The organism is Pigmentiphaga sp. CHJ604, from assembly GCF_036972535.1.
Classification (GTDB): Bacteria; Pseudomonadota; Gammaproteobacteria; order Burkholderiales; family Burkholderiaceae_B; genus Pigmentiphaga; species Pigmentiphaga daeguensis.
Genome location: NZ_CP136998.1, coordinates 923,795 through 947,984, shown reverse-complemented (window position 1 = coordinate 947,984; position 24,190 = coordinate 923,795). Strand labels below are relative to the sequence as shown.

Genomic DNA, 24,190 nt, shown 5'->3' with positions numbered 1-24,190 from the left:
CAATGGCACGCCTGCTGGATTTCTTTTCACCGGTCTTCTCGTTCGGGCTGGAGCTGGACGAGCGGATCGCCGCCGGTACGGCCGGCAACGGGGCCGCCGAGGTGCAGGAACACGCGCGCAAGCTGATCGCGGCCGCGAAGGCGGCGGCGCTGGCGGCCGGCAAGCGGCCCGAGCACGTGGAGTCGGCCTGCTTCGCGGTAGTGTCCTGGTTCGACGAGATCGTCACGCGCAACCCCGCGTACTGGAACAGCGTGACGCCGCTGCAGGTCGCGCTGTTCAACACCAACAACGCCGGCAACGAGTTCTTCCACCATCTGTCCATCCTGAAGTCGGACGAGGACGAGGTGCGCGAGGTCTACTACCACGCGCTGCTGCTGGGGTTCGTCGGCCAGTACTACTTCGAGACCGGCGACACCGGCGAGCTGGGCAAGCTCAAGGAATTGCACGGACGCCAGTTGCCCGTGCCGCCGGCGGCCCTGCACACGCTGCGCGAGGAACCCATCACGCCGCAGCCCTACCTGATGAAGGATCCGTCGGGACCGCGCTATCCCAAGCAGTGGGACAAGCTGCTGCTGAAGGCCGGCGCGGCGGTGGCGCTGCTGATCCCGGTCGGCTATCTGCTGTGGCTGCTGGTGGCGGGCCCGCGCGAGACCGGGCCTTCGGTGGAGGATCTGGTGCAGGGGCAATTGCAGACCTACGCCTGCTCGGAGCTGGACGCGCGGGTGGCCGACAGCGGCGCGACGGCGGTCAGCGGCTTTGTCTCGCGGCCCGAGGACATCGCCCGGGTGCAGACCGACATCGCCGCCATCAAGGGCGTGAAGTCGCCCACTTTCGACGTCAAGGTGCGCATCTGGCCGCACTGCGAGGTGGTGTCGCTGCTCAAGCCCTACCGTGCCCGCAACCTCGATCGCCGGCACGGCCTGCAGGTCACTCCCACCACCGGCCACTCGGACCGCTTCACCGAAGGCGAACGTGTCACGGTCAAGCTGGGCCAGGCCGACTACGACGGCTACCTGTACGTGGACTACTACACGGTGGACGGCTCGGTCATCCACCTGTACCCCAACAAGCGCGAGCCGGAGAACGGCCGGCTGATACGCGCGGGCGAGCAGTTCAACGTGGGCGAGAAGATACCCGAGGGCTGGATCGTGGGGCCGCCCTTCGGCCAGGAGCTGATCACGGTGGTCAGTTCGCCCACGCCGCTGTACGCGGCGGAGCGGCCCGAGTACGAGCCGGCCTCGGCCTACCTGCCCAAGCTGCGCGAGTTCCTGGACGCGCACCGGGGCAACGACAAACTGGCCGCGAATTTCCTGTTCCTGCAAACCGAACCGAAGCGGTGACGCCATGAGCTTCCTCGACCGTATCGCCCAGCCGCTGGAACGCCTGCCCGGCATGAAGAAGCGGCCCGTCCGCGTGGCCACCGCCGTCGTCCTGCTGCTGGTGATCGCCGCGCTGGTCGTGCTCGTGGCCACGCTGGTGCTGCCGCTGCTGCCGGCCCGGTTCTGGCAGGTGCTGGCCCTGTGCCTGGTCGCCTTCGCCGTGCTGTGGTGGTTCGCCTCGGGCGCCAAGCGGTTCTCGCGCCGGGGCTTCGCGCGCAAGCGCATCGGCGACCTGGGCCCGGGCAACCCGGAGGACGAGAAGGTGGCGCTGGAGCGCATGCGCGCCGCCATCGCCCAGGCGCGCCAGGCCATCCAGCGTTCGCCCGAGATCGGCAAGGGCCGCGATCCGCTCTACCGCATCCCCTGGATGCTGTTCGTGGGCGACGAGCAGGCGGGCGTGGACGGCCTGCTGCGCGCGGCCAACCGGGTCTCGCCCTTCCCGCCTCCCGATCCCCAGCCCGACGGTTATTGGCGATGGTGGTTCTTCAAGTCCATGATCGCGATCGAGACGCCGCCCTCGGCGGTCTGCGACGCCTCGGCCCGCGTGGAGCGGGGGCTGTGGTACCAGGCGCTGATGCTGCTGTCCACCGAGCGGGACAAGCTGCCGCTGAACGGCATCGTCGTGTGCATGGGGGCGCGCACGCTGCTGGGCGGACCGGATGCCGTGCGGCCGGTGGCGATGCGGCTGCGGCGGCTGGTGGACGAGGCGCTGGAACATCTGCAGGTGCAGTTGCCCGTCTATCTGGTGGTGACCGGGCTGGACCGGCTGCCCGGCTACGGCGCCTTCGCCGCCGCCGTGCCGGAACAGGCGCTGGCGCAGGCGGTGGGGCACCGGCTGTCGGATACCGAGGAAATCAGCGCGGCCACCGGCGGCAAGCTGGAAGAACTCTACACGCCCATCGTGCAGCGCCTGCACGCGCTGCGGATCACCGCGCTGCGCGGCCAGGCCACGCCGGCCGGACGCCGGGCCATCTATGAATTCGTCGAGCACGTGCGCGCGCTGGAGCCCGGCCTGGCGACCCTGGTCGGCCTGATGCTGGAAGACAATCCCTTCCAGCGCACGCCCCGCTGGCGCGGCCTGTTCCTGACCGGGTCGCCGCCGGATACCGCCGCGGGCAAGAGCGGGGTGGCGGGCGGGTTCCTGGACGATCTCTTCACCCGCTTCCTGCCCGCCGACCAGCCGCTGGCCTCGCCCAGCTTGCGCGGCAACGCCGGCAAGATGGCGATCGCGGCGGTGGGCGTGGGCGCGATGCTGGGCTTGTCGGCCATGCTGAGCTACGGCTTCGCCAACGCCCGGCAGGACGACGGCAAGCTGCTGGCGCAGACGCAGACGGCCTGCCGCGAACCCAGCGACGCGGTGGCGGCCGCGCGCATAGGCTGGCTGGCCCGCTGCGGCCGGACCATCGAGCAGCTGGAGGTGGCGCGCGCCGAAACCGGCCTGGGATTCGGCCTGCGGCGGGCCGACTCCGACATCGAGCGGATGAAGGAACAGGTGCTGCGCGATTTCTCCAACCTGATCCTGGCGCCGTACGACCAGATCATCGAGACCGACCTTGCGCGCAACCAGGCCGGCCTGGAGCACCTGCTGGCGGTGTCCCAGCGGCTGCGCATGCTGGACCATTGCCGCCGGCAGAGTGACGCATGCCAGCAGGAGGCGGCGAACAACCTGGCCTTCGACCAGAATGCGAGGCTGTTCAGCCCTTTTGTCTCGGGTGAGCAGGACGCGCGGGCCGATCGCGAACACGCCGCCGCCCTGCTCACCACCTACATGGGCTACCTGCGCTGGCAGCAATCGGCCACGCTGGACGCGGAAGCCCAGCGCCTGCGCGCGCTCCTGGCCCGCCTGCTGGCGGCCCATACGCCTCGTCCGGACGACGTGCGCGCCTGGGCCGACCAGCGGCGCGACCCGATCGTCCTGACCGCCTTCTGGCTGCCGCCCGACCGCGTGGTGGGCGTGGAGGCGGCCGCCATGCCCCAGGTGTCGACCGCGTTCACGCGCCAGACCTGGCGGGACGTGCTGGCCCCGCTGCTGCGCACCGCCGCCGACGCCGTTCCCGAGCGCAAGCCTGTCCTGGAAACGTTCCGAGCCCAGTACTTCAGCGAGTACTTTCGCGCATGGGGGCGTTTCCAGGCCAGGTTCTTCGAAGGCACCGCGCTGTGGCGCCCCCAGCTCGACGCCATGGGCAAGCGCGCGGGAACGGCCGAGGATCCGTACGCGCTGCTGGCCGCCGCCACCGACCGCGAGCTGCAAGGTCTGGACCTCGCGCTGCCCCTGGACACGCGCTGGACCCGGGCGTGGGCCCGCGCCAAGGATGATTGGCTGGGCGCCTGGCGCCCCCTGGGAGGCTTCCTGGCCGATGCCGTGGCCGGGATGTTCGGCCGATGGTGGGGCGCCGAGCCCATCCAGCCCCCCGCCTGGCTGCTGGCCGAGATCGATACCACCGAACGCGTGCTGCGCCCCCAGCGGCCGGACTACGCGCGCGCCTACCTGCGCCTGCGCGCCGACGCCAGCGGCCAGGAAGCCTACGACATCGCGGCCGAGCTGTTCCGCGCCAAGGGCGCGCCGCCCCAGCCGCCCGCCGCCGACTACGCCGCCCTGCTGTCTTCCGTGGACAAGCCGGGAGAGCAGTTCGCCGCCGTTTTCAAGGGCGACGACCTGGCCGCCTGGTCCGTGGTGCAGGGGCCGTCGCGGCTGCTGCTGTACCTGACCGTGCAGCGCGCCGGCCAGTTCGTCCAGGCCCGGTGGAACGAAAGCGTGGTCGCCGCGCTGCGCGGCATGCCCCCCAAGGAACAGGCGGATGCGCTGTACGGCGAACAGGGCCGGCTGACGGCCTTCGTGAAGGACTGGCTGCAGCCTTTCATCACCGAACGCGAACGCACGCCCACGCGCATCGCCGGCATCGGCCTGCCGCTCTCGCCCGCCTACCAAGGCATGGTCGCGGCCGAACGGCGCATCCTGTCGGCCCAGGTCAACAAGCCCTTTCTGGCCGGCAGCTTCCAGTTCTCGCAGCCCACGCGCCTAGGCGCCGCCAGCGAGGGGCCACAGGGCACCGTGCTGGAAGTGGTCTGCCGCGAGCGCACCTACCTCGCGTCCACCCGCGCGGAGTCGCTGGCCGACGCCACGGCCCAGGTGTTCTGGTCGCCCGACAGCTGCATCGAGGCGCGCCTGCACATCTCGCTGCCCGCGCCGCCGGAGGCGCCCGTTGCCGCCGCGCCCGGCGCGGTACCCGCGGCCGTTCCCGCGCCCGCGCCCGCGCCTGCCCTGGGGCCCCGCCTGACGCTGATCTATCCCGGCGCCGAGGGCTTCGCCACCCTGATCGCCGATTTCCGTTCGGGCTCGCACGCCTTCCGGCTGCCCGATTTCCGCACTTCGTACGGGCCCATCCAATGGAAGGAGCTGTCCGCCCGGCTGGCCCAGCAAGGCTTCACCGAGGCCCGGGTCTTCATGGACGTGCGCCCGTCCGACGACATGCTGCGCTTCCTGAACGCCCGGACCGAACCGGCCGCCGCACTGCCGACCTCCATCCTGGAATGACGACCCGGAGACTCCCATGGCCATCGATATCGCCGAACTGATGCAACCCATCGCCGGGGGCGACCCTTGCGGCGAGGACGCCTCGTTCTCGGACACCTACGACCGCATCCGGGAAGCGCGCCGCGCGGACGATGCGTCGCTGTCACAGGGCGACTGGCAGACCGAGCTCAAAACCGCCGACTGGCGGGCCGCCGCCGAACTGGCCGCCGAGGTGCTGCAAAGCCAGAGCAAGGACCTGCAGGCCGCCGTCTGGCTGGGCGAGGCCCTGATCGCCCGCCACGGACTGGCTGGCGCGGCCGATGCCATGGACGTGCTGCACGGATTGCTGGACACCTACTGGGACGGCCTGCATCCGCGGCCCGATGGCGACGACCTGGAAGAACGCGCCAGCAAGCTGGCCTGGTTCAACAGCTATGGCGGACTGGCCCTGAAGAAGGCCCCGCTGACCGCGTCCGCCCCCTACGTCACGCTGATCGACTGGCAGGACTCGCGCGAGGTGGACAACCTGGCGCGCCAGAACGCCGCCGCCTACCAGGAGGCCCTGGACGCGGGCAAGCCCACGGGGGAGTCGGTGGACAAGGCCATCGAAGGCAGCGGCCCGGGCTTCGTGTCGGACACCCTGGCCGCCGTGGACGCGGCGCAGGCCGCCTTCGACCGCTTGCAGGCGCTGGTCGACCAGCGCTTCGGCCGCCAGGCGCCCAGCCTGGCCGACCTGGGCGACGGGCTCAAGCGCGCGCGCCAGGTGCTGGGGCGGGCGGCGCAGAACCTGGGGATCGCGCCCCGACACGGACAGGAGGCCGGCGAAACCGCGGTCGTCGTTCCCACGGTGCCTGCCGCGACGCCGGCGCCCGCGTTGCAGGCCATGCCGGCGGCCGCGGCCACGATGGCCGTGCCGCGCGTGGTGGTGGATTTCCAGGCCCGCGCCGAACTGCTGCGCACCCTGGGCGAGATCGCCGCCCACTTCAAGCGCGTGGAGCCGCACAGCCCCGTGTCCTTCCTGCTGGAACGCGCGGTCAGCTGGGCCGACATGCCGCTGGATCAATGGCTGGCGGAGGTGGTGAGCGACGATTCGGTGCTGGGGGTGATACGGGATCGGATAGGGGTGCCGCGGGGGTGACGGGCCTTCTTCAGGCCACGACGACTTGCGTGTGCCCCGCCGCCTGACGCCTGGTTTTCCGGACGACGATATCCACGTCGCGGCCCAGCCTGTTCAGACATTCGATCATCTTCGCCTGACTGATGCCTCGGAACTTCCCTCGCAGCATCTCGGACAGCTTCGGTTGCGGCATGCCCAGGATGTTGGAGGCCTGCTGCTGCGTCAACTTGCGATCCATTAGGATCTGCGAGATCTCTCTGACCAATTCGGCCTTGACGAGCATGTCGGCGGCGTCCGGGTACCCCAGATCCGAGTAGACATTTTCCGTGCCTTGCTCAATAGGGAAATCCTTGGTGTCATTCATGCTCTGGCCTCGTACTCGTCCACACTCTTCAACCGAGCCCTGATCAGTTCGATGTCCGGCCTGGGCGTGGCAATACCACGCACGGACTTCTTCTGAAAACAATGTAGTACATAGACGGCCGACGGATAACGGATCGTATAGACAGCACGGTAAGTGTCGCCCAGGAAATCTTCGACTACCTCGAGCACACCGGAGCTGCCAAACCCCTTGAGCGGCTTCGCCTGCGGGTGCTTCTGGCCGCCCTGGGCCAGGTAGAGGGCATAGCCAAACATATTCTGCACGGCTTCCGGCATCGCGCGAAGGTCTTTTCTCGCGGACGCGATCCATCGCAGCGGCTTCAACTCGATCACCCTCATTAATTATACCTATTTATAGATATTCGACGAGATCTCGCTATCCGTTCGATCATATGAATCCATAACGTCGCCGCCCACACCACGCTGGACAATTCCGTCCTGCCTCGCAGGCAGCATTCACCCCCTACCCCTTCCGGCCTATCTCCACGTCTGGCCGTCTGGCTACTACCACCGCCGGCCCCGCCTTTCTAGACTGCACCGCATTCCCGTTCGACCGCCGGCTACGCCAAGGAGAGCGATCATGGCCAAGAAGGAAAGCACCCAGCACAAGCTCGACCGTGTCCGCGCGCCCCGGGTCCAGCTGACCTACGACGTGGAGATCGGCGACGCCATCGAGAAGAAGGAACTGCCTTTCGTCGCCGGCGTGCTGGGCGATTTCAGCGGCAAGCCCGAGGAGCCCCTGCCCCGGTTGAAGGACCGCAAGTTCGTCAACATCGACAAGGACAACTTCGACGACGTGCTCAAGGGCATGAAGCCGCGCCTGCAATACCAGGTGGACAACAAGCTGACCAACGACGGATCGCGCATAGGCGTGACGCTGAATTTCAAGAGCCTGGCCGATTTCGAGCCGGAGAAGCTCGTGCAGCAGATCGAGCCGCTACGCAAGTTGCTGGAAGCCCGCCAGAAGCTGGCCGACCTGCGCAACAAGATGGCCGGCAACGACAAGTTCGAGGAATTGCTGAGCGAGGTGCTGCAGAACACCGACAAGATCGCCCAGCTGTCCCGGGAAGTCGCGAAAGACGACACCCCCGAAGCCTGACGCACCGTAGCCACCGGAGAACGCCCATGGCCGACACCCAGCAACAAGGCGCGGCGCCCGCCGCATCCGCCGAAGCCGAGTCCGCTTCGCTGCTCGATTCCATCCTGTCGCAAAGCCGCATCGCCCGCTCCGATACCGAAAAGGAACGGGCGCGGGACCTGATTGCCGAGCTGGTCGGCCAGATCGCCGACGGCGAGGTGACGATCTCGCGCGACGCCATCGCCTCCATCGACGCGCGCATCGCGCAGCTGGACGCGGTGCTGTCTGACCAATTGTCGGCCGTCATGCACGCGCCCGAGTTCCAGCAGCTGGAAGGCAGCTGGCGCGGACTGAAGTACCTGATCGACAGCTCGGAGACCAGCACCACGCTGAAGGTCAAGCTGTTCAACGCCAGCAAGAAGGAACTGGTGAAGGACCTGAAGAGCGCCTCGGACTTCGACCAGTCGGCGCTGTTCAAGAAGGTGTACGAGGAAGAGTACGGCACCTTCGGCGGGGCGCCCTTCGCGACGCTGATCGGCGACTACGAGTTCACGCGCCATCCCGAGGACATGTACCTGCTGGAGGAGATGTCGCACATCGCCGCCTCGGCGCATGCGCCCTTCCTGTCGGCCGCCTCGCCCGAGCTGTTCGGGTTCGAGAGCTTCACCGACCTGGCGGGGCCGCGGGACCTGGCCAAGATCTTCGACACGGTCGAGTACGCCAAGTGGAAATCCTTCCGCGCGTCGGAGGACGCGCGCTATGTCGGGCTGGCCATGCCGCACGTACTGGGGCGCCTGCCCTACGGCCCGGACACGGCGCCGGTGGAGGCCTTCAACTTCCAGGAAGACGTGACCGGCAAGGATCACTCCAAGTACCTGTGGAGCAACGCCGCGTACTCGCTGGGTGCGCGCATCACCGATGCCTTCGCCCGCTACGGCTGGTGCGCGGCGATCCGCGGGGTGGAAGGCGGCGGACTGGTCGAGGGGCTGCCCACGCACACCTTCGCCACCGACGACGGCGAGGTCGCGCTGAAATGCCCGACCGAGATCGCCATCACCGACCGGCGCGAGAAGGAACTGGCGGACCTGGGCTTCATCCCGCTGGTGCATTGCAAGGGCACGGACTACGCGGCGTTCTTCTCGACCCAGTCGGCGCAGAAGGCCAAGGAATACAACACCGACGCCGCCAATGCCAATGCCCGGCTGTCGTCGCAGCTGCAATACATCTACGCGGTCAGCCGCATCGCGCACTACCTGAAGACGATGATGCGCGACAAGATCGGCAGCTTCGCCTCGAAGGCCAGCGTCGAGACCTACCTGAACAACTGGGTCGCGCAGTACGTCCTGCTGGACGACATGGCCTCGCAGGAACGCAAGGCCCAGTTCCCGCTGCGCGAAGCCCGTATCGAAGTGGCCGAGATACCCGGCAAGCCGGGCGCCTACAAGGCCGCCGCCTTCCTGCGCCCGCACTACCAGCTGGACGAACTGAGCGTCTCGCTGCGCCTGGTGGCCGAACTACCGCAGTCGGCCCGCTAATTCACCACGAGGAGTCTGAATCATGGCATTCGACGCATTCATCCAGCTTGAAGGGATCAAGGGGGAAAGCACGGACGAGAAGCACAAGGACTGGATCGAGATCCAGAACTACGGCTTCGGCGCGTCCCAGCCCCAGTCGAACACCGCATCGTCGTCGGGCAACCTCGGATCGGCGCGGGTCGAGGTGAAGAACTTCACCTTCCTGCACAACCTGGACATCGCCAGCCCCAAGCTGTTCGAATACTGCTGCACCGGGGCAACCATCCCCAAGGCGACCATCACGCTGAACCGCGCCGGCGGCCAGAAAGAGAAGTACATGGAGTACAAGCTGACCGACGTGATCGTGACCTCGGTCAACCGCGACGGCGCCTCCGACAATACGCAGGACGTACCGCTGGAAGCCGTTGCGCTGGGCTTCGGCAAGATCGAGATGACCTACAGCAAGATCGGCATCGACGGGAAGTCGTCGGGCAACGCGTCCGCGGGCTGGGACTTGAAGAAGAACGTGAAGGTGTGATGGACGGCGGACGGGCAACCGTCCGCCGGCCCTGAATGAAGAGCCTGATCGAACGCCTGGAATCGGCATCGGCCGACAGCGGCCGCGCCGATATCTATGCGCTGCGCGAAGCCGTCTCGCGCGACCTGGAAGCGCTGTTGAACACGCGCTCGGAAGGGGCGCGCCTGATTCCGCAGGCCTACGCCGAATGCCGCAAGTCGTCGCTGACCTACGGCATTCCCGATTTCTCGTCCTACAGCCTGCTCAGTCCGCACGACCGCGACCGCATACGGCGCGCGCTGGAGGCGGCCATCAGCCAGCACGAAAGCCGCCTGTCGCGCGTCAGGGTGGGGCTGGAGCCGCCTCGCCAGTACGAACGCGTGCTGCGCTTCAAGGTGGACGCCCTGCTGTCGCTGGGGCCCGACCGCGAGAAGGTGCAGTTCGACGCGGTATTGCAGCTCAATACGCAGGCCTACGCGGTCAAGTAGCGGCCGCCGCGCGCAGCACCCCAGCCAGCGCCTGCCTGAGCACTTCGCTGGTCACCGGCTTGTGCAGCACCGCGATACCGGCCTCGGCGATCTCGCGCAGCCGGTCCGGCTTGGTCTCGCCGGTGACCAGCAGGCGCGCCGCGCGGCGGCCGCGCATGCCGGGATGCGCGTCGAGCGCGCGCAGCACCTCGAGCCCGTTCTCGCCATCGCGCAGCAACAGGTCGGTAATGACCACGTCGGGCGGCCGCGTCCACTGCTGCGCCAGCGCCAGCACCTGCGACCGGCTTTCGGCCACGGCCACCTCGGCGCCCCAGTTGCGCAGCACCAGCGACAGCCCTTCGAGGATATTGGGCTCGTCGTCGATCACGAGCATGAACATGCCCGTGAAGTCCACCTTGGCGCCCTGCGCCGGGCAGGGCGGCGGTGCCTCGGCGGGGGCCGCCTGCGGCGCGACCACCGACACCACCGTGCCCCGGCCCACGCGGGATTGCAGCCGCAGCGGCATGTGCAGCAGGTCGCACAGGCGGCGCACCGTGGCCAGGCCCAGGCCCAGCCCGCGCGATCCGCGCGAACTGGACGCGTCCACCTGGTAGAACTCCTCGAATACCTTTTGCTGGTGCTCGGGCGCGATGCCCACGCCCGTGTCCCACACGCCTATGCGCAGGCCTCCCGCGCCGTCCCGCCGGGCGCCGACCAGCACGCCGCCCTGCGTGGTGTGGCGCAGCGCGTTGCTGACCAGGTTGTTCAGGATGCGCGACAGCATGACGTAGTCGCAATCGACCCAGGCGTCGGTCTTGCGCACGACCAGCCGCAGCCCCTGTTCCTCGGCCTGGGGGCGGAAGTTGCGGCTGATGTCGTCGAACAGGCGATCGAGCGGGAACACGGCGCGCTGCACGCGCACCGCGCCCGCGTCGATCTGGGACAGGTTGAGCAGTTCGGAGAACAGGCGGTCCAGCGAATGCACGCACTCCTGGATGGAAGCGATGCAGGCCAGGCGCGGCGGATCGGTCTCGTCCGAGCGCAGGGCATCGGCGAACAGGGTGAGCGCATGCAAGGGCTGGCGCAGGTCGTGGCTGGCCGCGGCCAAGAGGCGCGTCTTGCCCTGGTTGGCGGCCTCGAGCTGGGCGTTCTTCAGGGCCAGTTCCTGGGTGGCCTGCACGATCTGGCTCTCCATGGTCCTGCGGCTGTCCGCCAGCGCCTGGGCCGCCACCTTGAAACCGTGCTGCAGGCGGCCGACCTCGGCGGTGGCGCCGGTATCGACCACGACTTCCTCGCCTTCGCCCAGCCGGTCGACGACCTCGGCCAGCTTGCGTATGGGAGCGCTGATGCGCCGCGCCGCCCACCATCCGGCGATGCCCACGCCCAGCAGGCAGGCGCCCAGCAACGCTGCCAGGGTGGACCACAGGTTGCGGCGCGCCGCGGCGATGGATTCCAGGTCGAATTCGACCATGACTTCGCCGGCGCGCGCCGATTCTTCGCTATCTATGGGTTCGAGCACCTCCAGTCCCGGCGGATCGGTGGGCTTGGTCCAGAACCCCGACTGGGCCACGATCTCGCCATCCAGGGTGCGTATCTGCACCTGCCTGACGCCCGGCTGCTGACTGCCCACGCGCGCGGCGTTGAGCAGCGCGCGGCGGTCCATGCGCATCAGCGGCGTGCGCGACAGCGTGGCAACCTGCCGGGCCACCGCCCGCGCGTTGTTCTCGGTCAGCTCGGTCAGCTCGGTCAGGTGATGGCGGGCCAGCACCGACATGGCCAACAGGATGGCCACCGCGGCCGGCACCAGGCTGAGCAGCATCAGCCGCACGGCAAGCGGCACGCTGCCGACGGAGCGGCGGGAAAGATCGGCGAGACGCGACGGCGCGGCCATGCGGAGACGGATAGTGAAGGTCTCGTGATTGTGGATAGCCCCGTTCGCCAAGACAAGCGAATTCGATTCTTGCAGATTCTGTTGCCAAATATGTCGTCTCTTTCTGTCCGCGCGGGTTGGTGCGATGATCCGATGCCCCGATTCACGCTCCCGTTACCGTGTCCACGCTCGCCCAGTTCCTCGTCCGCCGGATGTCGTTCGCGCTGCTGCTCGCCAGCATCACGCTGGCCGTCCTGCCGGGCATGTCGTGGGCACAGGAGGCCGCGCTGCGTTTCGGCGTGCTGCCGCTGGGCGGCGCGCTGGAATCGCGCCAGGACTGGAAGCCGCTGCTGGACGACATGGGCGCCTCGGTGGGCCGGCCCGTCGTCGCCCTGTCCTTTACTTCCTACGAAGGCCTGCGCCTGGCCATGCAGGAAAACCGCGTGGACCTGGCCTTCGTGTCGGGCAAGCTCGCACTCGAAGCCGTGCTGCAATACGGGATGACGGTGCTGAACCAGGTGGTGCGGCCGGACGGACTGCCCGGCTACCGCTCGGTCCTGATCGTGCGCAAGGACGGCCCCATCCAGAGCCTGGACGACGTGCTGAACCAGCCCGGCAAGTGGCGCCTGGGCATGGGCGAGACGCAATCGATGTCGGGCTACCTCATTCCCCAGCTGCAGTTGTTCGCGCCCCGCGGCATCGCGATCGAACGCCATTTCCCCAGCGAACTCGTGGACGGCCACCAGGGCACGGCGCTGGCGGTGGCCAACGGCGATGTGGACGTGGCCACCAACAACACCGCCGACCTGGATCGCTTCCGCTCCCACTTCCCCCAGGAAGCGGCGAAACTGAAGATCATCTGGGAATCGGACCTGATTCCCCATGGCGCCATCGTCATGCAACGAGGCTTCCCCGACGCGATGCGCGACAGGGTCCGCACCTTCCTGAGCGGCTACGGCCATGGCGCCGGCGCGCGCGCCGACGCCGAGCGCGTGGTGCTGGGCCGGCTGCACGGACTGGCCGGCTTCCCGCCCGCCGACAACCGGGTGCTGGTGCAGGTATTGCGATTGGAATACCAGCTCGCGCAGCGCCAGGCCCTCCAGGGCCAGTGGGTCTCGGAACAGGCGCGGCAATCCCGGCTGGCGCGGCTGGCCGCCGAATATGGGGAACAACAGCAGCGGCTCGCGGCCTCTTCTCCCTAGGGCCGCCTCCCGCTGAAGGGAGGCTCGCACAGGCCGGGGATGGGTCCTACGCCCTAAGTGGTATGGAACGGACGCCGGCGCGGCGTCACACTGCATGGCCAGGATCCTGTCGGGAGAAGCGCCATGACGCCCGAGACCAGCCACGTTCGTGTGGCCCCGCCCCGGGGGCTGACCATGACGGCCGCCGCCGGTGCCGGCCTGCTGGCCTTGGCCGCCTGCACCGCGCCGGCCACGCGGCAGCCGCCGCCCGCCGTGCCCACGGCCGCGGCGACCGCGCCCACGCCACCGATGCCACCGGCGCCGTCGCCCGCGGGCGCCGCCCGTCCCGCGGCAGCCGCCGCGCCTCCCGCCACGGACGGCGGTGCGCCCGCGCAGCCGCAGCCAGAGGGCCTGGGCACGCCTTTCTCCACCCGGTACGCGCGCTTCGAGCCGGTGCCGTTCTCGGCCCTGCCCGGCTGGTCGGCCGACTCGGCGCGCGAGAGCCTGAGCGCCTTCCGCCAGAGCTGCCTGGCGCTGGGCAAGAAGCCGGTCTGGGATGAGCTGTGCGCGGCGGCCGGCCGCATCGCGGCCACGGACGATGGCGGCATCCGCGCCTTCTTCGAACAGCGCTTCCACGCCTATTCCATGCAGAACCCGGACCAGAGCGACGAAGGCGTCATCACCGGCTACTACGAACCGCTGCTGGAAGGCAGCCGCACGCGCAGTTCCCGCTACCCCTACCCCGTCCACGGCGTGCCGGCCGACCTGCTATTCCTGGACGCGCAGGTGGCGGCCGCGGGCAAGCGGCAGTGGCTGCGGCTGGACGACCGCCGGCTGACGCCCGCCGCCCCCGGCTCGCCCGGGGCGCGCCAGTACGACGTGGACATGGGCGGACTGACGCCGGGTATCCGCGACAAACGCTATCGCGTGCGGGTCGAGGGCAGCCGCATCGTGCCGTACTGGTCGCGCCAGGACATCGAGCGGCGCGCGCTGGACGCGCAGGTGCTGGCCTGGGTGAACGATGCCTATGCGCTGTATTCGCTGCAGATCCAGGGCTCCGGCAAGATCCGGCTGGCAAGCGGCGAAACCCTGCGCGTGGCCTATGGCGAGCAGAACGGCCATCCTTTCCTGCCGCAGGCATCGAGCGCCGACACCGCCACCGTCGGCGCGGCGATCAAGACTCGCGGCCTGGCGCTGGGAGGCGGCAGCGCCGCCGCCACCTCGTCGGCCTTGCAGCCGGTGGCAAGCCCGCGTGCCGCCCCGGCCATCCAGCGCGATCCCGACGTGGCGCGCATCATCGCCGCCTTGCAGGGGCGCGGCAACGGGACGCCGGCGCGCCCGGCCGCGCCCTCGCCTACCGCCGCGATGCCCGTGGCCACGCCTTCTGCCGCCGCCTCGCCGGCCAGCCGGCCCGCGGCCCCCGATCCGGACGTGGCGGCCATCATCGCGGCGCTGGGCGGAAAGGCGCCGGCGCGGCCCGCCGCGAACCCCGCGCCCGCCACGCCCGCGGATGCGTCCCCCGCCGCGCCCGCCGCCATGGGCGGGGCCGGGCAGGCAACCGGCATCCCCGACCCCAGCTACGTTTTCTTCCGGCTGATCCCCGATGGCCCGCAAGGTCCGCTGGGCGCGCTGGGCGTGCCGCTGACGGCGGGCCGCTCCATCGCGGTGGATCCGCGCACCACGCCCCTGGGCTACCCGGTCTTCGTATCCACCGGCGACCCTTCTCCCGCGGCCGGCACCGTCAACCGGCTGATGTTCGCGCAGGACACCGGCGGCGCCATACGCGGCACGGTGCGCGCCGACTACTTCTGGGGCTTCGGCCCCACGGCCGGCGACCGGGCCGCGCGCATGAAGGAAACCGGCCGGATGTGGCTGCTATTGCCGCGAGATCTCCAGACCGCGGCCATGACGGCCGCGGTGCGCACGCGCTCGCTGGGCGGCCCGGCGGTGCTGGCCGAATGCGTGGTTCCCGATCCGGACAACTGCGTGGAGCAGTAGGACATCTCGGCACCCGCCGGATGCCACGAGTAATAGGCCATTCGACGAATGGCCGGGGCCGCCGTCCCCTCCTAGACTGCATGCTCCAACGCGCCGGATCGTCCGCCCATGCTCGAGGAACTCCTTCCCTACTACGAAGACGAGCTCACGCATCTGCGCAAGCTCTCGAAGGAGTTCGCCGCGCGCTATCCCAAGATCGCGGCGCGGCTGCTGCTGGACGGCGATGTCTACGAAGACCCTCACGTCGAACGCCTGATCGAGTCCTTCGCCTTCATCGCCTCGCGTATCCACAAGAAGCTGGACGACGATTTCCCGCAGATCACCGAGGCTTTCCTGTCGGTGCTGTATCCGCACTTCCTGCGGCCCGTGCCTTCGATGTCCATCGCCCAGTTGCTGCTGGCGCCGGGCGCGGAGCTGAGCGGCGCGCAGCGCGTCGAGCGCGGCACCACGCTGTTGACGCGCCCCGTGCAGGGCGAGCCCGTGCGCTACCGCAATGCCTGGCCGGTGGAGGTCTGGCCGCTGGAGGTCACGGCCGCCCGCTGTGAATCCATCGAACGCTCGGCCTTCGCGCTGCGCGGCGCGGAGACGGCCGCCACCATCAGCGTGCGCGTGGAGACCCGCGGCCAGGCCAGCTTCGCCCAGCTGGGCGTCGACACGCTGCGCTTCTACCTGGATGGCGAAAGCCCGCTGGTGCATGCGCTGCACGAACTGCTGCTCAACAGTACCAGCCGGGTGCAGATCGCGGCGGCCGAGGGACAGCCCGCGGCCGAGCCGCTGGAGCTGCCCGCCTCCTGCCTGCGTCCGGTGGGCTTCGGCGAGGGCGAAGGGCTGCTGGACTACGATCCCCGCTCGTTCCTGGGCTACCGGCTGATCCAGGAATACTTCGTCCTGCCGGAGAAATTCCTGTTCGTGGACCTGGCCGGCCTGGACCTGCGCCGCTTCGCCCGCGGCATCGAGATACGCTTCCTGCTCGCGCCCTTCGGCCGCCAGGAGCGCCTGGGCCGGCTGGAGCAGACGGTGGGCCGCGATACCTTCAGGCTGCATTGCACGCCCATCGTCAATCTTTTCTCGCAACCGGCCGAACCGGTGCGGCTGACGCACGAGCTGCACGAATATCCCGTGATCCCCGACGTGCGGCGTCCGCTGGGACTCGAGGTCTATTCGGTGGACGGCGTGCGCCGGCACACCCGCGGCGTGTCGCAGGAGCACGTGCGGGAGTTCCTGCCCTTCTTCTCGGTGGCGCACGGCCTGGAGCAGGAGCCCGGCACCTACTGGATCGCCCGCCGGGTCCCTTCGTCGCAGCCGTCGGACGAGGGCACGGACATGCGCATCGCGCTGGTCGACAAGGACATGGATCCCAGCGTGCCGTCGGTGGACACGCTGTCCATCATGCTGACCTGCACCAACCGCGACCTGCCGGCGCTCCTGCCCTTCGGCGGCGAGGACAGCAATCTGCAACTCGAGGACGCCGGCGCCGTTTCCGGCGCGCGGCTGCTGAAGAAGCCCACCGCCACCTGGCGCGCGCCCATGCGCCTGGCCAACCAGTGGCGGCTGATCTCCCACCTGGCGCTGAACCATCTGTCCATCGTCGAGGGCGGACGCGAAGCGCTGCTGGAGATACTGAGCCTGTACAACTTCACCGACTCGGCCAGCCTGCGCAAGCAGATCGCCGGCATCGTGGACGTGGCCGGCGCGCCCTCGGTCGCACGCGTGGGCGCGGCGCCGCGACAGGCCTTCGTGCGCGGCACGGACATCACCCTGACCTTCGACGAAAGCCAGTACGTGGGCTCGGGCGTCTACCTGCTGGCCTGCGTGCTCGACCGTTTCTTCGGGCTGTACTGCACGGCGAATTCCTGGACCCGGCTGACCGTGCGCACCTTGCAGCGCGAAGCCGCCATGGCCACCTTCGCCCCGCGCTCGGGCGACCAGCACCTGGTGTAGCGCCATGGCCGCTCCCGTCCACAGCCACCTGGCCCTTCTGCAAGCGCATCCGGAGCGATATGGCTTCTTCCAGGCCGTGCGGCTGCTGCTGCGCGGCGCCGGCATACCGGCGGGGACGCGCGCGATCCCTCCGGACGCCCTGCGCTTCGGCGCCACGCTGGGCCTGTTTTTCCCGCCGAACGAGATCGCCTCCATCGACCGGCCGGCGTGGGCCGGCGCCGACGGACCGCAGCTGATGCGGGTGAACTTCATGGGCCTGGCCGGCCCATCGGGCGTCCTGCCCCGCCACTACACCGAGTGGCTGATGGCCCTGCGCCAGGCGCGGGATCCGGCCGCGCAGGATTTCCTGGACCTGTTCAACCACCGGCTGATCGAACTGTTCTGGCGCGCCTGGGCCCGCCATCGCCCCGAGGTCGCGCTGGAATCGGATGCCGAGTCGGGCGTGCACCGGCACGTCTACGACCTGATCGGCATGGGCACGCCCCATCTTTACGGCAGCCTGTTTCCGCGCCGCGCGGCAGGGTCCCAGGCGCGGCGGCGCCCGCTGCCCGGCTCGGCGCTGGGCTACTACGCCGGCCTGCTGTCGCAGCGGCCGCACGGCGCCGGGTCGCTGGCCCAGGTCATGAGCGACTACCTGCGCGCGCCGGTCGCGGTGGAAAGCTGCGTCGGCACCTGGCAGGAGGTGCCGGCCGGCGACCGCACGCGCCTGGGCCGGCAGGCCGCGACGCTGGGGCGGCAATGCGTGCTGGGCAGCCGCTTCTGGGACCGGCAGAGCACGCTGCGGCTGCGGGTGGGACCGCTGCGGCGCCGCCATTTCGAGCAGTTGCTGCCACCGCCGGACAAGCGCGCGGGCTGGCTGGACGGCACGGTGGAGCTGGCGCGGTTCATGACCGGGCTGGCGCTGGACCTGCGCATCCGGCTGGCGGTCCGCGCCGACGAAGTCAGGCCGCTGCGGCTGGGCGGCGCCGCCACGGATGCCGCCCGCCTGGGCTGGAACACCTGGCTGGGCGGGCGGCGCAGCGCGCGGCCGGCGGACGACTGCGAATTTCAATTCAGCGCAACGGGAGGCCAGTCATGGCGGTGAACCTGCGGGCTTTGGTGGGACGCCTGAACGGCGTATGCAAGGGCGCCATGGAGGGAGCGGCCGGCCTGTGCCTGTCGCGTACCCACTACGACGTCGAGATCGAGCACCTGCTGTCCAAGCTGCTCGAGACCGAGAACACGGACGTCACGCGCATCCTGCGCCAGTTCGACGTCCCCCCCGACCAGGCGCGCAAGGAACTGGACCGCGCGCTGGATACCTTCAAGACCGGCAACTCGCGCACGCCGGCGCTGTCGCCCCATCTGCCGCTGCTGCTGGAACGCGCCTGGGTGTTCGCGTCGGTGGAATACGGCGAGGCCAGGATACGCAGCGGCCATCTGCTGATCGCGCTGCTGGCGGATGCCGACCTCAGGCGCCTGCTGGCGCCCGCCATCAAGTCGCTGCAGGGCATCAACCTGGAATCGCTGCAGCAGAACTTCCACGCCATCGCCGCGGCGTCGGTGGAAGCGCGCGACGCCCTGGCGCTGGGCGACACCGGCGCACCGGCCGACCAGGCGCCGGCGGCCGATGGCGCAGGCGGCAAGCCCAGCGCGACGCCCAACCTGGACCGCTTCTGCATAGACCTGACGCAACGGGCGCGCGAGGGCCACCTGGACCCGGTGCTGGGCCGCGACGAGGAAATACGGCTGATGGTGGACGTGCTGTCGCGGCGGCGCCAGAACAACCCCATCCTGACCGGCGAGCCGGGGGTGGGCAAGACCGCCGTGGTCGAGGGCCTGGCGGCCCGCATCGTGGCCGACGACGTGCCGCCCGTGCTGCGCGGGGTGACGCTGCTGTCGCTGGACCTGGGCCTGCTGCAGGCGGGGGCCAGCGTCAAGGGCGAATTCGAGAACCGGCTCAAGGGCGTGATCGACGAGGTCAAGCGCAGCCCCAAGCCCATCGTCATGTTCATCGACGAGGCGCATACGCTGATCGGCGCGGGCGGCGCGGCCGGCCAGAACGACGCGGCCAACCTGCTCAAGCCGGCCCTGGCCCGGGGCGAGATGCGCACCATCGCCGCCACCACGTGGAGCGAATACAAGAAATACTTCGAGAAGGACGCCGCGCTGACCCGCCGCTTCCAGGTGATCAAGGTGGAGGAGCCCGCCGACGCCAAGGCCGTCGGCATGCTGCGCGGCGTGGCGGCGGCCATGGCGAAGCACCACGGCGTGCGCATCCTGGACGAGGCCGTGGCCGATGCCGTGAAGCTGTCGTCGCGCTACGTGGCGGGGCGGCAGTTGCCGGACAAGGCCGTCAGCGTGCTGGACACGGCCTGCGCCAAGATCGCGGTCGGCCAGCATGCCACGCCGGCCGCGGTGGAAGACGCCCAGCGCAGGCTGGAGGCGCTGGCCACCGAGCGCACGCAACTGGAGTCGGAGGCCGCCACGGGCCTGGACCATGCCTGCCGCCTGGCGGAGATCGCGGCCGACACGGCACAGGTCCAGTCCGCCCTGGAGCGCCTGAAGGAAAAATGGGCGGCCGAGCGCAAGCTGGTGGCCGAGATCGGCACCCGGCTGGATGCGCTGGCCGGCCTGCCGGCCGACGCCCCCGAGCGCGCCGGCGCCGCGCAGGAACTGGACCGGCTGCGCGCCGAACTGCGCACCGCGCAAGGCGATGCGCCCATGGTCCACGCGCTGGTGGACGGCAACGCGGTGGCCGAAGTGATCGCCGGCTGGACAGGGATCCCGGTGGGCCGCATGGTGGCCGACGAGATCGACGCGGTGCGCCGGCTGGACTCGCTGCTGGCCGAACGCGTGATCGGCCAGGACCATGCCCTGCGCGCCATCGCGCAGCGCGTGCGCACTTCGCGCGCGAACCTGGAGGACCCGAACAAGCCCAAGGGCGTGTTCCTGCTGGTGGGCACCAGCGGCGTGGGCAAGACCGAGACCGCCATCGCGCTGGCCGACATCCTGTACGGCGGCGAGCGCAACATGATCACCATCAACATGTCCGAATACCAGGAGGCGCACACCGTCTCCAGCCTGAAAGGCTCGCCGCCGGGCTACGTGGGCTACGGCGAGGGCGGCGTCCTGACCGAGGCGGTCCGCCGGCGGCCCTACAGCGTCGTGCTGCTGGACGAGATCGAGAAAGCCCACCCCGACGTGCTGGAGCTGTTCTTCCAGGTGTTCGACAAGGGCAACATGGAAGACGGCGAAGGGCGCGAGATCGACTTCCGCAACACGCTGATCATCCTGACCTCGAACGCCGGCACCGACCTCATCATGCAGGCCAGCGACAACGGCCGCATCCGGCCGCCCGTGGACGAGCTGCTGGAGCTGCTGCGGCCCGACCTGCAGGAAACCTTCAAGCCCGCGTTCCTGGGCCGCTGCGCGCTCGTTCCCTACTATCCGCTGCGCGACGAGAACATGAAGCGCATCGTGCGGCTGAAGCTGGACAAGATCGCCCGCCGCATACGCGCCAATCACGCGGCGGCGTTCGAGTACGACGAGGCGCTGGTGGACGCGATCGCGCAGCGCTGCACCGAGGTCGACTCCGGCGCCCGCAACATCGACAACATCCTGACCGGCACCCTGTTGCCCGAGGTGGCCGATCTCGTGCTGGCCCGCATGGGCGCGGCCGAGCCGATCTCCCGCATCGGCGCCGGCATCGGGACCGACGGCGGCTTCGCCTACACCATCGGCTGACGGCCATGGCCATCTCCACCACCGAACGGCTGTTCGACCTGGCCACGCCGCTGGGCGAGGACGCGTTGCTGGTCGAATCCTTCGAGGGGCACGAAAGGCTGTCCGAACCCTTCCGCTTCCACCTGACGCTGGCCTCGGAACAGGAGGACATCAAGCCGTCCGCCCTGCTGGGCCAGCGCGTGACCCTGCGCGTCTACACCGAGGACGGCGAACGCCACTGGACCGGCTGGGTGTCGAGCTTCGAGCGCGCAGGCGAGCCGCGCCAGAACGACGACGACAACCACAGCACCCGCTACGTCTGCGACGTGGTGCCGTGGTTCTGGTTCCTGCAGTTGCACGAGGACTCGCGCATCTTCCAGAACCAGAGCATCCCCCGGATCGTCGAGGCCCTGTTCAAGGAATTCAGCTTCTCGGACTACGAACTGCACCTGACCGAGGACTATCCGGACCTGGTCTATTGCACCCAGTACCGGGAAACCACCTTCAACTTCATCTCGCGGCTGCTGGAGAGGGCGGGCATCCATTACTTCTTCCGCCACGAGGAAGACGCCGAGATCATGGTGCTGACCGACAACCGGGACAACAACCCCAGGCTGGAAACGGCCACGCTGCCCTTCCACCAGCAGATCCTGCTGGAAGAGCGCGACGGCATCTCGTGGCTGTCGCGCCGCTTCGCCTCGCGCACCGGCCGCTACGTGTCCAACGACTACGACTTCACCAAGCCCGGCACCGACATGCGGGTCTCGATCAATTCCCTGATACGCGTGGGCAACAACGCCGAGTTCGAACGCTACCGCCATCCCGGCGGCTATGCCGAACTGGCCGACGGCGACCAGTTGACCCGGGTGGAGATCGAGGCCGAGGAAGTCGAGTACGAGACCCTGGAAGGCGCCAGCAACGTCCGCACGCTGACGCCGGGCTATGTGTTCGAGCTGGAAGACCACCCCATCGACGCCATGAACGAGGAATACCTGGTCGTGTCGGTGGAGCACAGCGGCACCAACAACCTGGGCGACCTGGGCGGCGAGGAAGCCAGCACCTACGGCAACCGGCTGTCGGTGATTCCGCACCGGGTGACGTACCGCGCGCCGCTGCGCACGCCCCGCGCCCGCGTGAACGGACCGCAGACGGCCGTGGTCGCCGGCCCCAAGAGCGAAGAGATCTACACCGACGAGTACGGCCGCATCAAGGTCCACTTCTTCTGGGACCGCCGCAGCCACCGCAACGAGAAGAGCTCGTGCTGGCTGCGCGTGGCCCAGGTCTGGGCCGGCAGGCAGTGGGGCGCGATGTTCATCCCGCGCATCGGCCAGGAGGTCATCGTCGATTTCCTGGACGGCGACCCGGACCGGCCCATCGTGGTGGGCAGCGTCTACAACGCCGACAACATGCCGCCCTACGCGCTGCCCGCGGAACAGACCAAGTCCACCATCAAGACCATGTCCAGCAAGGGCGGCGAGGGCTTCAACGAGATCCGCTTCGAGGACAAGAAGGGCGAGGAACAACTGTTCGTGAACGCCCAGAAAGACATGGACCTGCGCGTGGGGAACGACCGCCGCACCGCCATCGGCAACGACGACCACCTGGTGGTCGAACGCGACCGGCTGGACGAGATCAAGCGCCACCGCCACGAAAAGATCAAGCAGGACCGCGTAGCCGAGATAGGCGGCGACGATCACCTGAAGATCACCGGCATGCAGGCCGTCGCCATCGCCGGCTCGCAGTCGGTGAAGGTGGACGGCGGCGTGGGCGAGTCCTTCAAGAGCCATAGCGAATCGGTTTCGCAAAGCTACTACCTGAAGGCCGGCATGAACGTGGTGCTGGAGGCCGGCGCCAAGCTGTCGCTCAAGGTCGGCGGCAGCTTCATCGACATCTCGGCCGGTGGCATCTACATCCAGGCGCCCATGGTGATGATCAACAGCGGCGGCGGCCCGGCCTCGGGCAGCGCGGCTTCGCTGGTGTCCCCCATGCAGGTGATGCAGGCCGCGCTGGCCACGCGCGCCGACCCTGGCCAGGTCTTCAAGGGCGGCGGGGACGGCGACGAGCCGACGCACGACCCGACGTCGGAAGAGAACCAGGACAAGACGCACTACATCGAGGTCCAACTGCTGGACGAGGAAGGCCAGCCCGTGACGGGCGAACGCGTGAAGTTCAAGCTGCCCAACGGCAAGACCGCCACCCGCTCCACCGACCAGGAAGGCGTGGCCCGGGTGGCGCGCCTCGACCCGGGGAACTGCGAGATCAGCTTCCCCGGCCTGGACGATTCGGCCTGGGAGTAAGCCATGCCCAACTACACGGTGGGAGAGAACGACAGTATCGCCAGCATCGCCAAGGACCACGGATTCCTGTGGAAGACGATCTGGGAACACGGCAACAACGCCGGCCTGCGCGCCAAGCGCAAGGATCCCAACCAGCTCGTCCCGGGCGACGAGATCTTCATTCCCGACAAGGGGACGAAGTCGGTCAGCAAGCCGGTGGACGCCCGCCACACGTTCACGCGCAAGGGCGAGCCCACCAAGCTCAAGCTGCGGCTGACGGTGCTGGACGAGCCGCGCGCCAAGGAAGCCTATACCCTGGTCTTCGGCGACAAGGTGATCCACGGCGTGACCGACGGCGACGGCAAGCTGGAGCATCCCATCCCGGGCGAGACGCGCAGCGCCACGTTGACGCTGTCCGAGGGCGCCGAGGTCTACGACATCGCCATCGGCGCGCTGCGGCCGGTCAGCGACAACGCCGGTGTGCAGCGCAGGCTGGAGAACCTGGGGTTCGATTGCGGCGGCGAGAGCGGGCGCATCGGCGACGCCACGCGTGATGCGCTCAAGCGCTTCCAGAGCCAGTATGGATTGGAGGCGACCGGCGAGCCGGATGATGCGACGCGCGCCAAGTTGGAAGAGCTCCATGTGTAGGACATTGCATGGGATCGAGTTCTTGATCCGGTCTTGTCTGGCGCGGAGGGGGCAGGCAGGGGGGGCCGAGCGCAGCGAAGCCGGTCCCGCTACGCGGGACTTCCCGGTGTGGAGTGGGTTGGCGGGGCGGGCCCAGAACTCGGGCGGGCACAGTCCCCCGGACTGTGCCTACTGCCGCCCTCAAACAGCTGGGCCCTTGCTTCCCCGCCAACCCACTCCACACCGGCGGCTCCGAATGCGCCAGCCTACCCCTGCCTGCCCCCACCCCACCAGACAAAACCTGCACCCCGAGTCACGCAAGCCCAATGTCTGCCTGAGAGCGGAGATCGTAGCCAATCGAAACCGTAGGTCTTGTTCGAAGCGGCGGAGCCGCCCAGCCCCTGGGGCGCATTCGGAGCCGCCGTGGTGGATGGGCTCGGCGGGGAAGCAAGGGCGCAGCTGTTTGAGGGCGGCCTTAGGAACAGTCCGGGGGACTGTTCCCGCCCGAGTTCTGCGCCCGCCCCGCCGAGCCCATCCACCACGGGAAGTCCCGCGCAGCGGGACCGGCTTCGCTGCGCCCCAGGGGCTGGGCGGCTCCGCCGCTTCGAACAAGGCCGGGTCAAGA

General features: G+C 69.1%; 17 protein-coding genes. 14 read left to right on the top strand and 3 right to left on the bottom strand.

The window, feature by feature from the left end; genetic code table 11:
- The first annotated feature begins 2 nt into the window (after positions 1 to 2).
- From R4823_RS04620 to tssA, 3 genes are read left to right on the top strand one after another with little or no spacing between them, the layout of a single operon-like run.
- Entirely contained in the window at positions 3 to 1,340 is a 1,338-nt protein-coding gene (locus tag R4823_RS04620; RefSeq protein WP_338617672.1) for a DotU family type IV/VI secretion system protein, read from the top strand.
- Between the two features lie 4 nt (positions 1,341 to 1,344).
- A complete protein-coding gene (locus R4823_RS04615) occupies positions 1,345 to 4,914 on the top strand; it encodes a type VI secretion protein IcmF/TssM N-terminal domain-containing protein (RefSeq protein WP_338617670.1) in 3,570 nt (1,189 codons plus the stop codon).
- A 16-nt stretch (positions 4,915 to 4,930) separates the two neighbouring features.
- Positions 4,931 to 6,031, top strand: coding sequence for a type VI secretion system protein TssA (gene tssA, locus R4823_RS04610; RefSeq protein WP_338617668.1), 1,101 nt, complete (start codon positions 4,931 to 4,933; stop codon positions 6,029 to 6,031).
- A 10-nt stretch (positions 6,032 to 6,041) separates the two neighbouring features.
- Here the strand turns inward: tssA and R4823_RS04605 are convergent, their stop codons facing one another.
- On the bottom strand, positions 6,042 to 6,374 hold the full coding sequence (locus tag R4823_RS04605) for a helix-turn-helix transcriptional regulator (protein ID WP_087840929.1): 333 nt from the start codon (positions 6,372 to 6,374) through the stop codon (positions 6,042 to 6,044).
- A complete protein-coding gene (locus R4823_RS04600) occupies positions 6,371 to 6,730 on the bottom strand; it encodes a type II toxin-antitoxin system RelE/ParE family toxin (protein ID WP_087840930.1) in 360 nt (119 codons plus the stop codon). Before R4823_RS04600 ends, R4823_RS04605 begins: the two co-directional genes overlap by 4 nt.
- Before the next feature lie 241 nt (positions 6,731 to 6,971).
- Between R4823_RS04600 and tssB the strand changes: the two genes are divergently transcribed.
- The 4 genes from tssB to tssE are packed head-to-tail and all read left to right on the top strand — an operon-like array spanning position 6,972 to position 9,988.
- A complete protein-coding gene (gene tssB, locus R4823_RS04595) occupies positions 6,972 to 7,490 on the top strand; it encodes a type VI secretion system contractile sheath small subunit (RefSeq protein ID WP_087840931.1) in 519 nt (172 codons plus the stop codon).
- A 26-nt stretch (positions 7,491 to 7,516) separates the two neighbouring features.
- Positions 7,517 to 9,004 (top strand): type VI secretion system contractile sheath large subunit, encoded by a 1,488-nt coding sequence (gene tssC, locus R4823_RS04590; protein WP_338617661.1) that lies wholly within the window; start codon positions 7,517 to 7,519, stop codon positions 9,002 to 9,004.
- Between the two features lie 22 nt (positions 9,005 to 9,026).
- Entirely contained in the window at positions 9,027 to 9,521 is a 495-nt protein-coding gene (locus tag R4823_RS04585; RefSeq protein WP_087840933.1) for a type VI secretion system tube protein Hcp, read from the top strand.
- A gap of 35 nt (positions 9,522 to 9,556) precedes the next feature.
- Complete coding sequence (tssE, locus tag R4823_RS04580; RefSeq protein WP_130357078.1) at positions 9,557 to 9,988, top strand: type VI secretion system baseplate subunit TssE; 432 nt, start codon at positions 9,557 to 9,559, stop codon at positions 9,986 to 9,988.
- On the opposite strand, the gene R4823_RS04575 is transcribed toward tssE, so the two are convergent.
- Positions 9,981 to 11,858 carry a hybrid sensor histidine kinase/response regulator gene (locus R4823_RS04575; RefSeq protein ID WP_338617655.1) on the bottom strand — a complete coding sequence of 626 codons (1,878 nt, stop codon included), beginning with the start codon at positions 11,856 to 11,858 and terminating at the stop codon, positions 9,981 to 9,983. The two genes, tssE and R4823_RS04575, sit on opposite strands and share 8 nt — an antisense overlap.
- 158 nt (positions 11,859 to 12,016) lie before the next feature.
- Here R4823_RS04575 and phnD point away from each other — a divergent pair, with 158 nt between their 5' ends.
- From phnD to R4823_RS04540, 7 genes are all read left to right on the top strand, one after another.
- Entirely contained in the window at positions 12,017 to 13,039 is a 1,023-nt protein-coding gene (phnD, locus tag R4823_RS04570; protein ID WP_338617652.1) for a phosphate/phosphite/phosphonate ABC transporter substrate-binding protein, read from the top strand.
- Positions 13,040 to 13,162: 123 nt separating this feature from the next.
- Positions 13,163 to 15,016, top strand: coding sequence for an MltA domain-containing protein (locus R4823_RS04565; RefSeq protein WP_338617650.1), 1,854 nt, complete (start codon positions 13,163 to 13,165; stop codon positions 15,014 to 15,016).
- 108 nt (positions 15,017 to 15,124) lie between these two features.
- Positions 15,125 to 16,957: a type VI secretion system baseplate subunit TssF gene (gene tssF / locus R4823_RS04560; RefSeq protein WP_338617649.1), complete on the top strand. Its 1,833-nt coding sequence runs from the start codon at positions 15,125 to 15,127 to the stop codon at positions 16,955 to 16,957.
- Between the two features lie 4 nt (positions 16,958 to 16,961).
- The gene (tssG, locus tag R4823_RS04555) at positions 16,962 to 18,041 is read left to right on the top strand and encodes a type VI secretion system baseplate subunit TssG (protein WP_338617647.1); all 1,080 of its coding nucleotides are present in this window, start codon (positions 16,962 to 16,964) and stop codon (positions 18,039 to 18,041) included.
- Positions 18,032 to 20,683 carry a type VI secretion system ATPase TssH gene (gene tssH / locus R4823_RS04550; protein WP_338617644.1) on the top strand — a complete coding sequence of 884 codons (2,652 nt, stop codon included), beginning with the start codon at positions 18,032 to 18,034 and terminating at the stop codon, positions 20,681 to 20,683. Before tssG ends, tssH begins: the two co-directional genes overlap by 10 nt.
- A 5-nt stretch (positions 20,684 to 20,688) precedes the next feature.
- The gene (gene tssI / locus R4823_RS04545; RefSeq protein ID WP_338617641.1) at positions 20,689 to 22,959 is read left to right on the top strand and encodes a type VI secretion system tip protein TssI/VgrG; all 2,271 of its coding nucleotides are present in this window, start codon (positions 20,689 to 20,691) and stop codon (positions 22,957 to 22,959) included.
- A 3-nt stretch (positions 22,960 to 22,962) separates the two neighbouring features.
- Positions 22,963 to 23,586, top strand: coding sequence for a peptidoglycan-binding protein (locus tag R4823_RS04540; protein WP_338617638.1), 624 nt, complete (start codon positions 22,963 to 22,965; stop codon positions 23,584 to 23,586).
- Positions 23,587 to 24,190 lie beyond the last annotated feature (604 nt).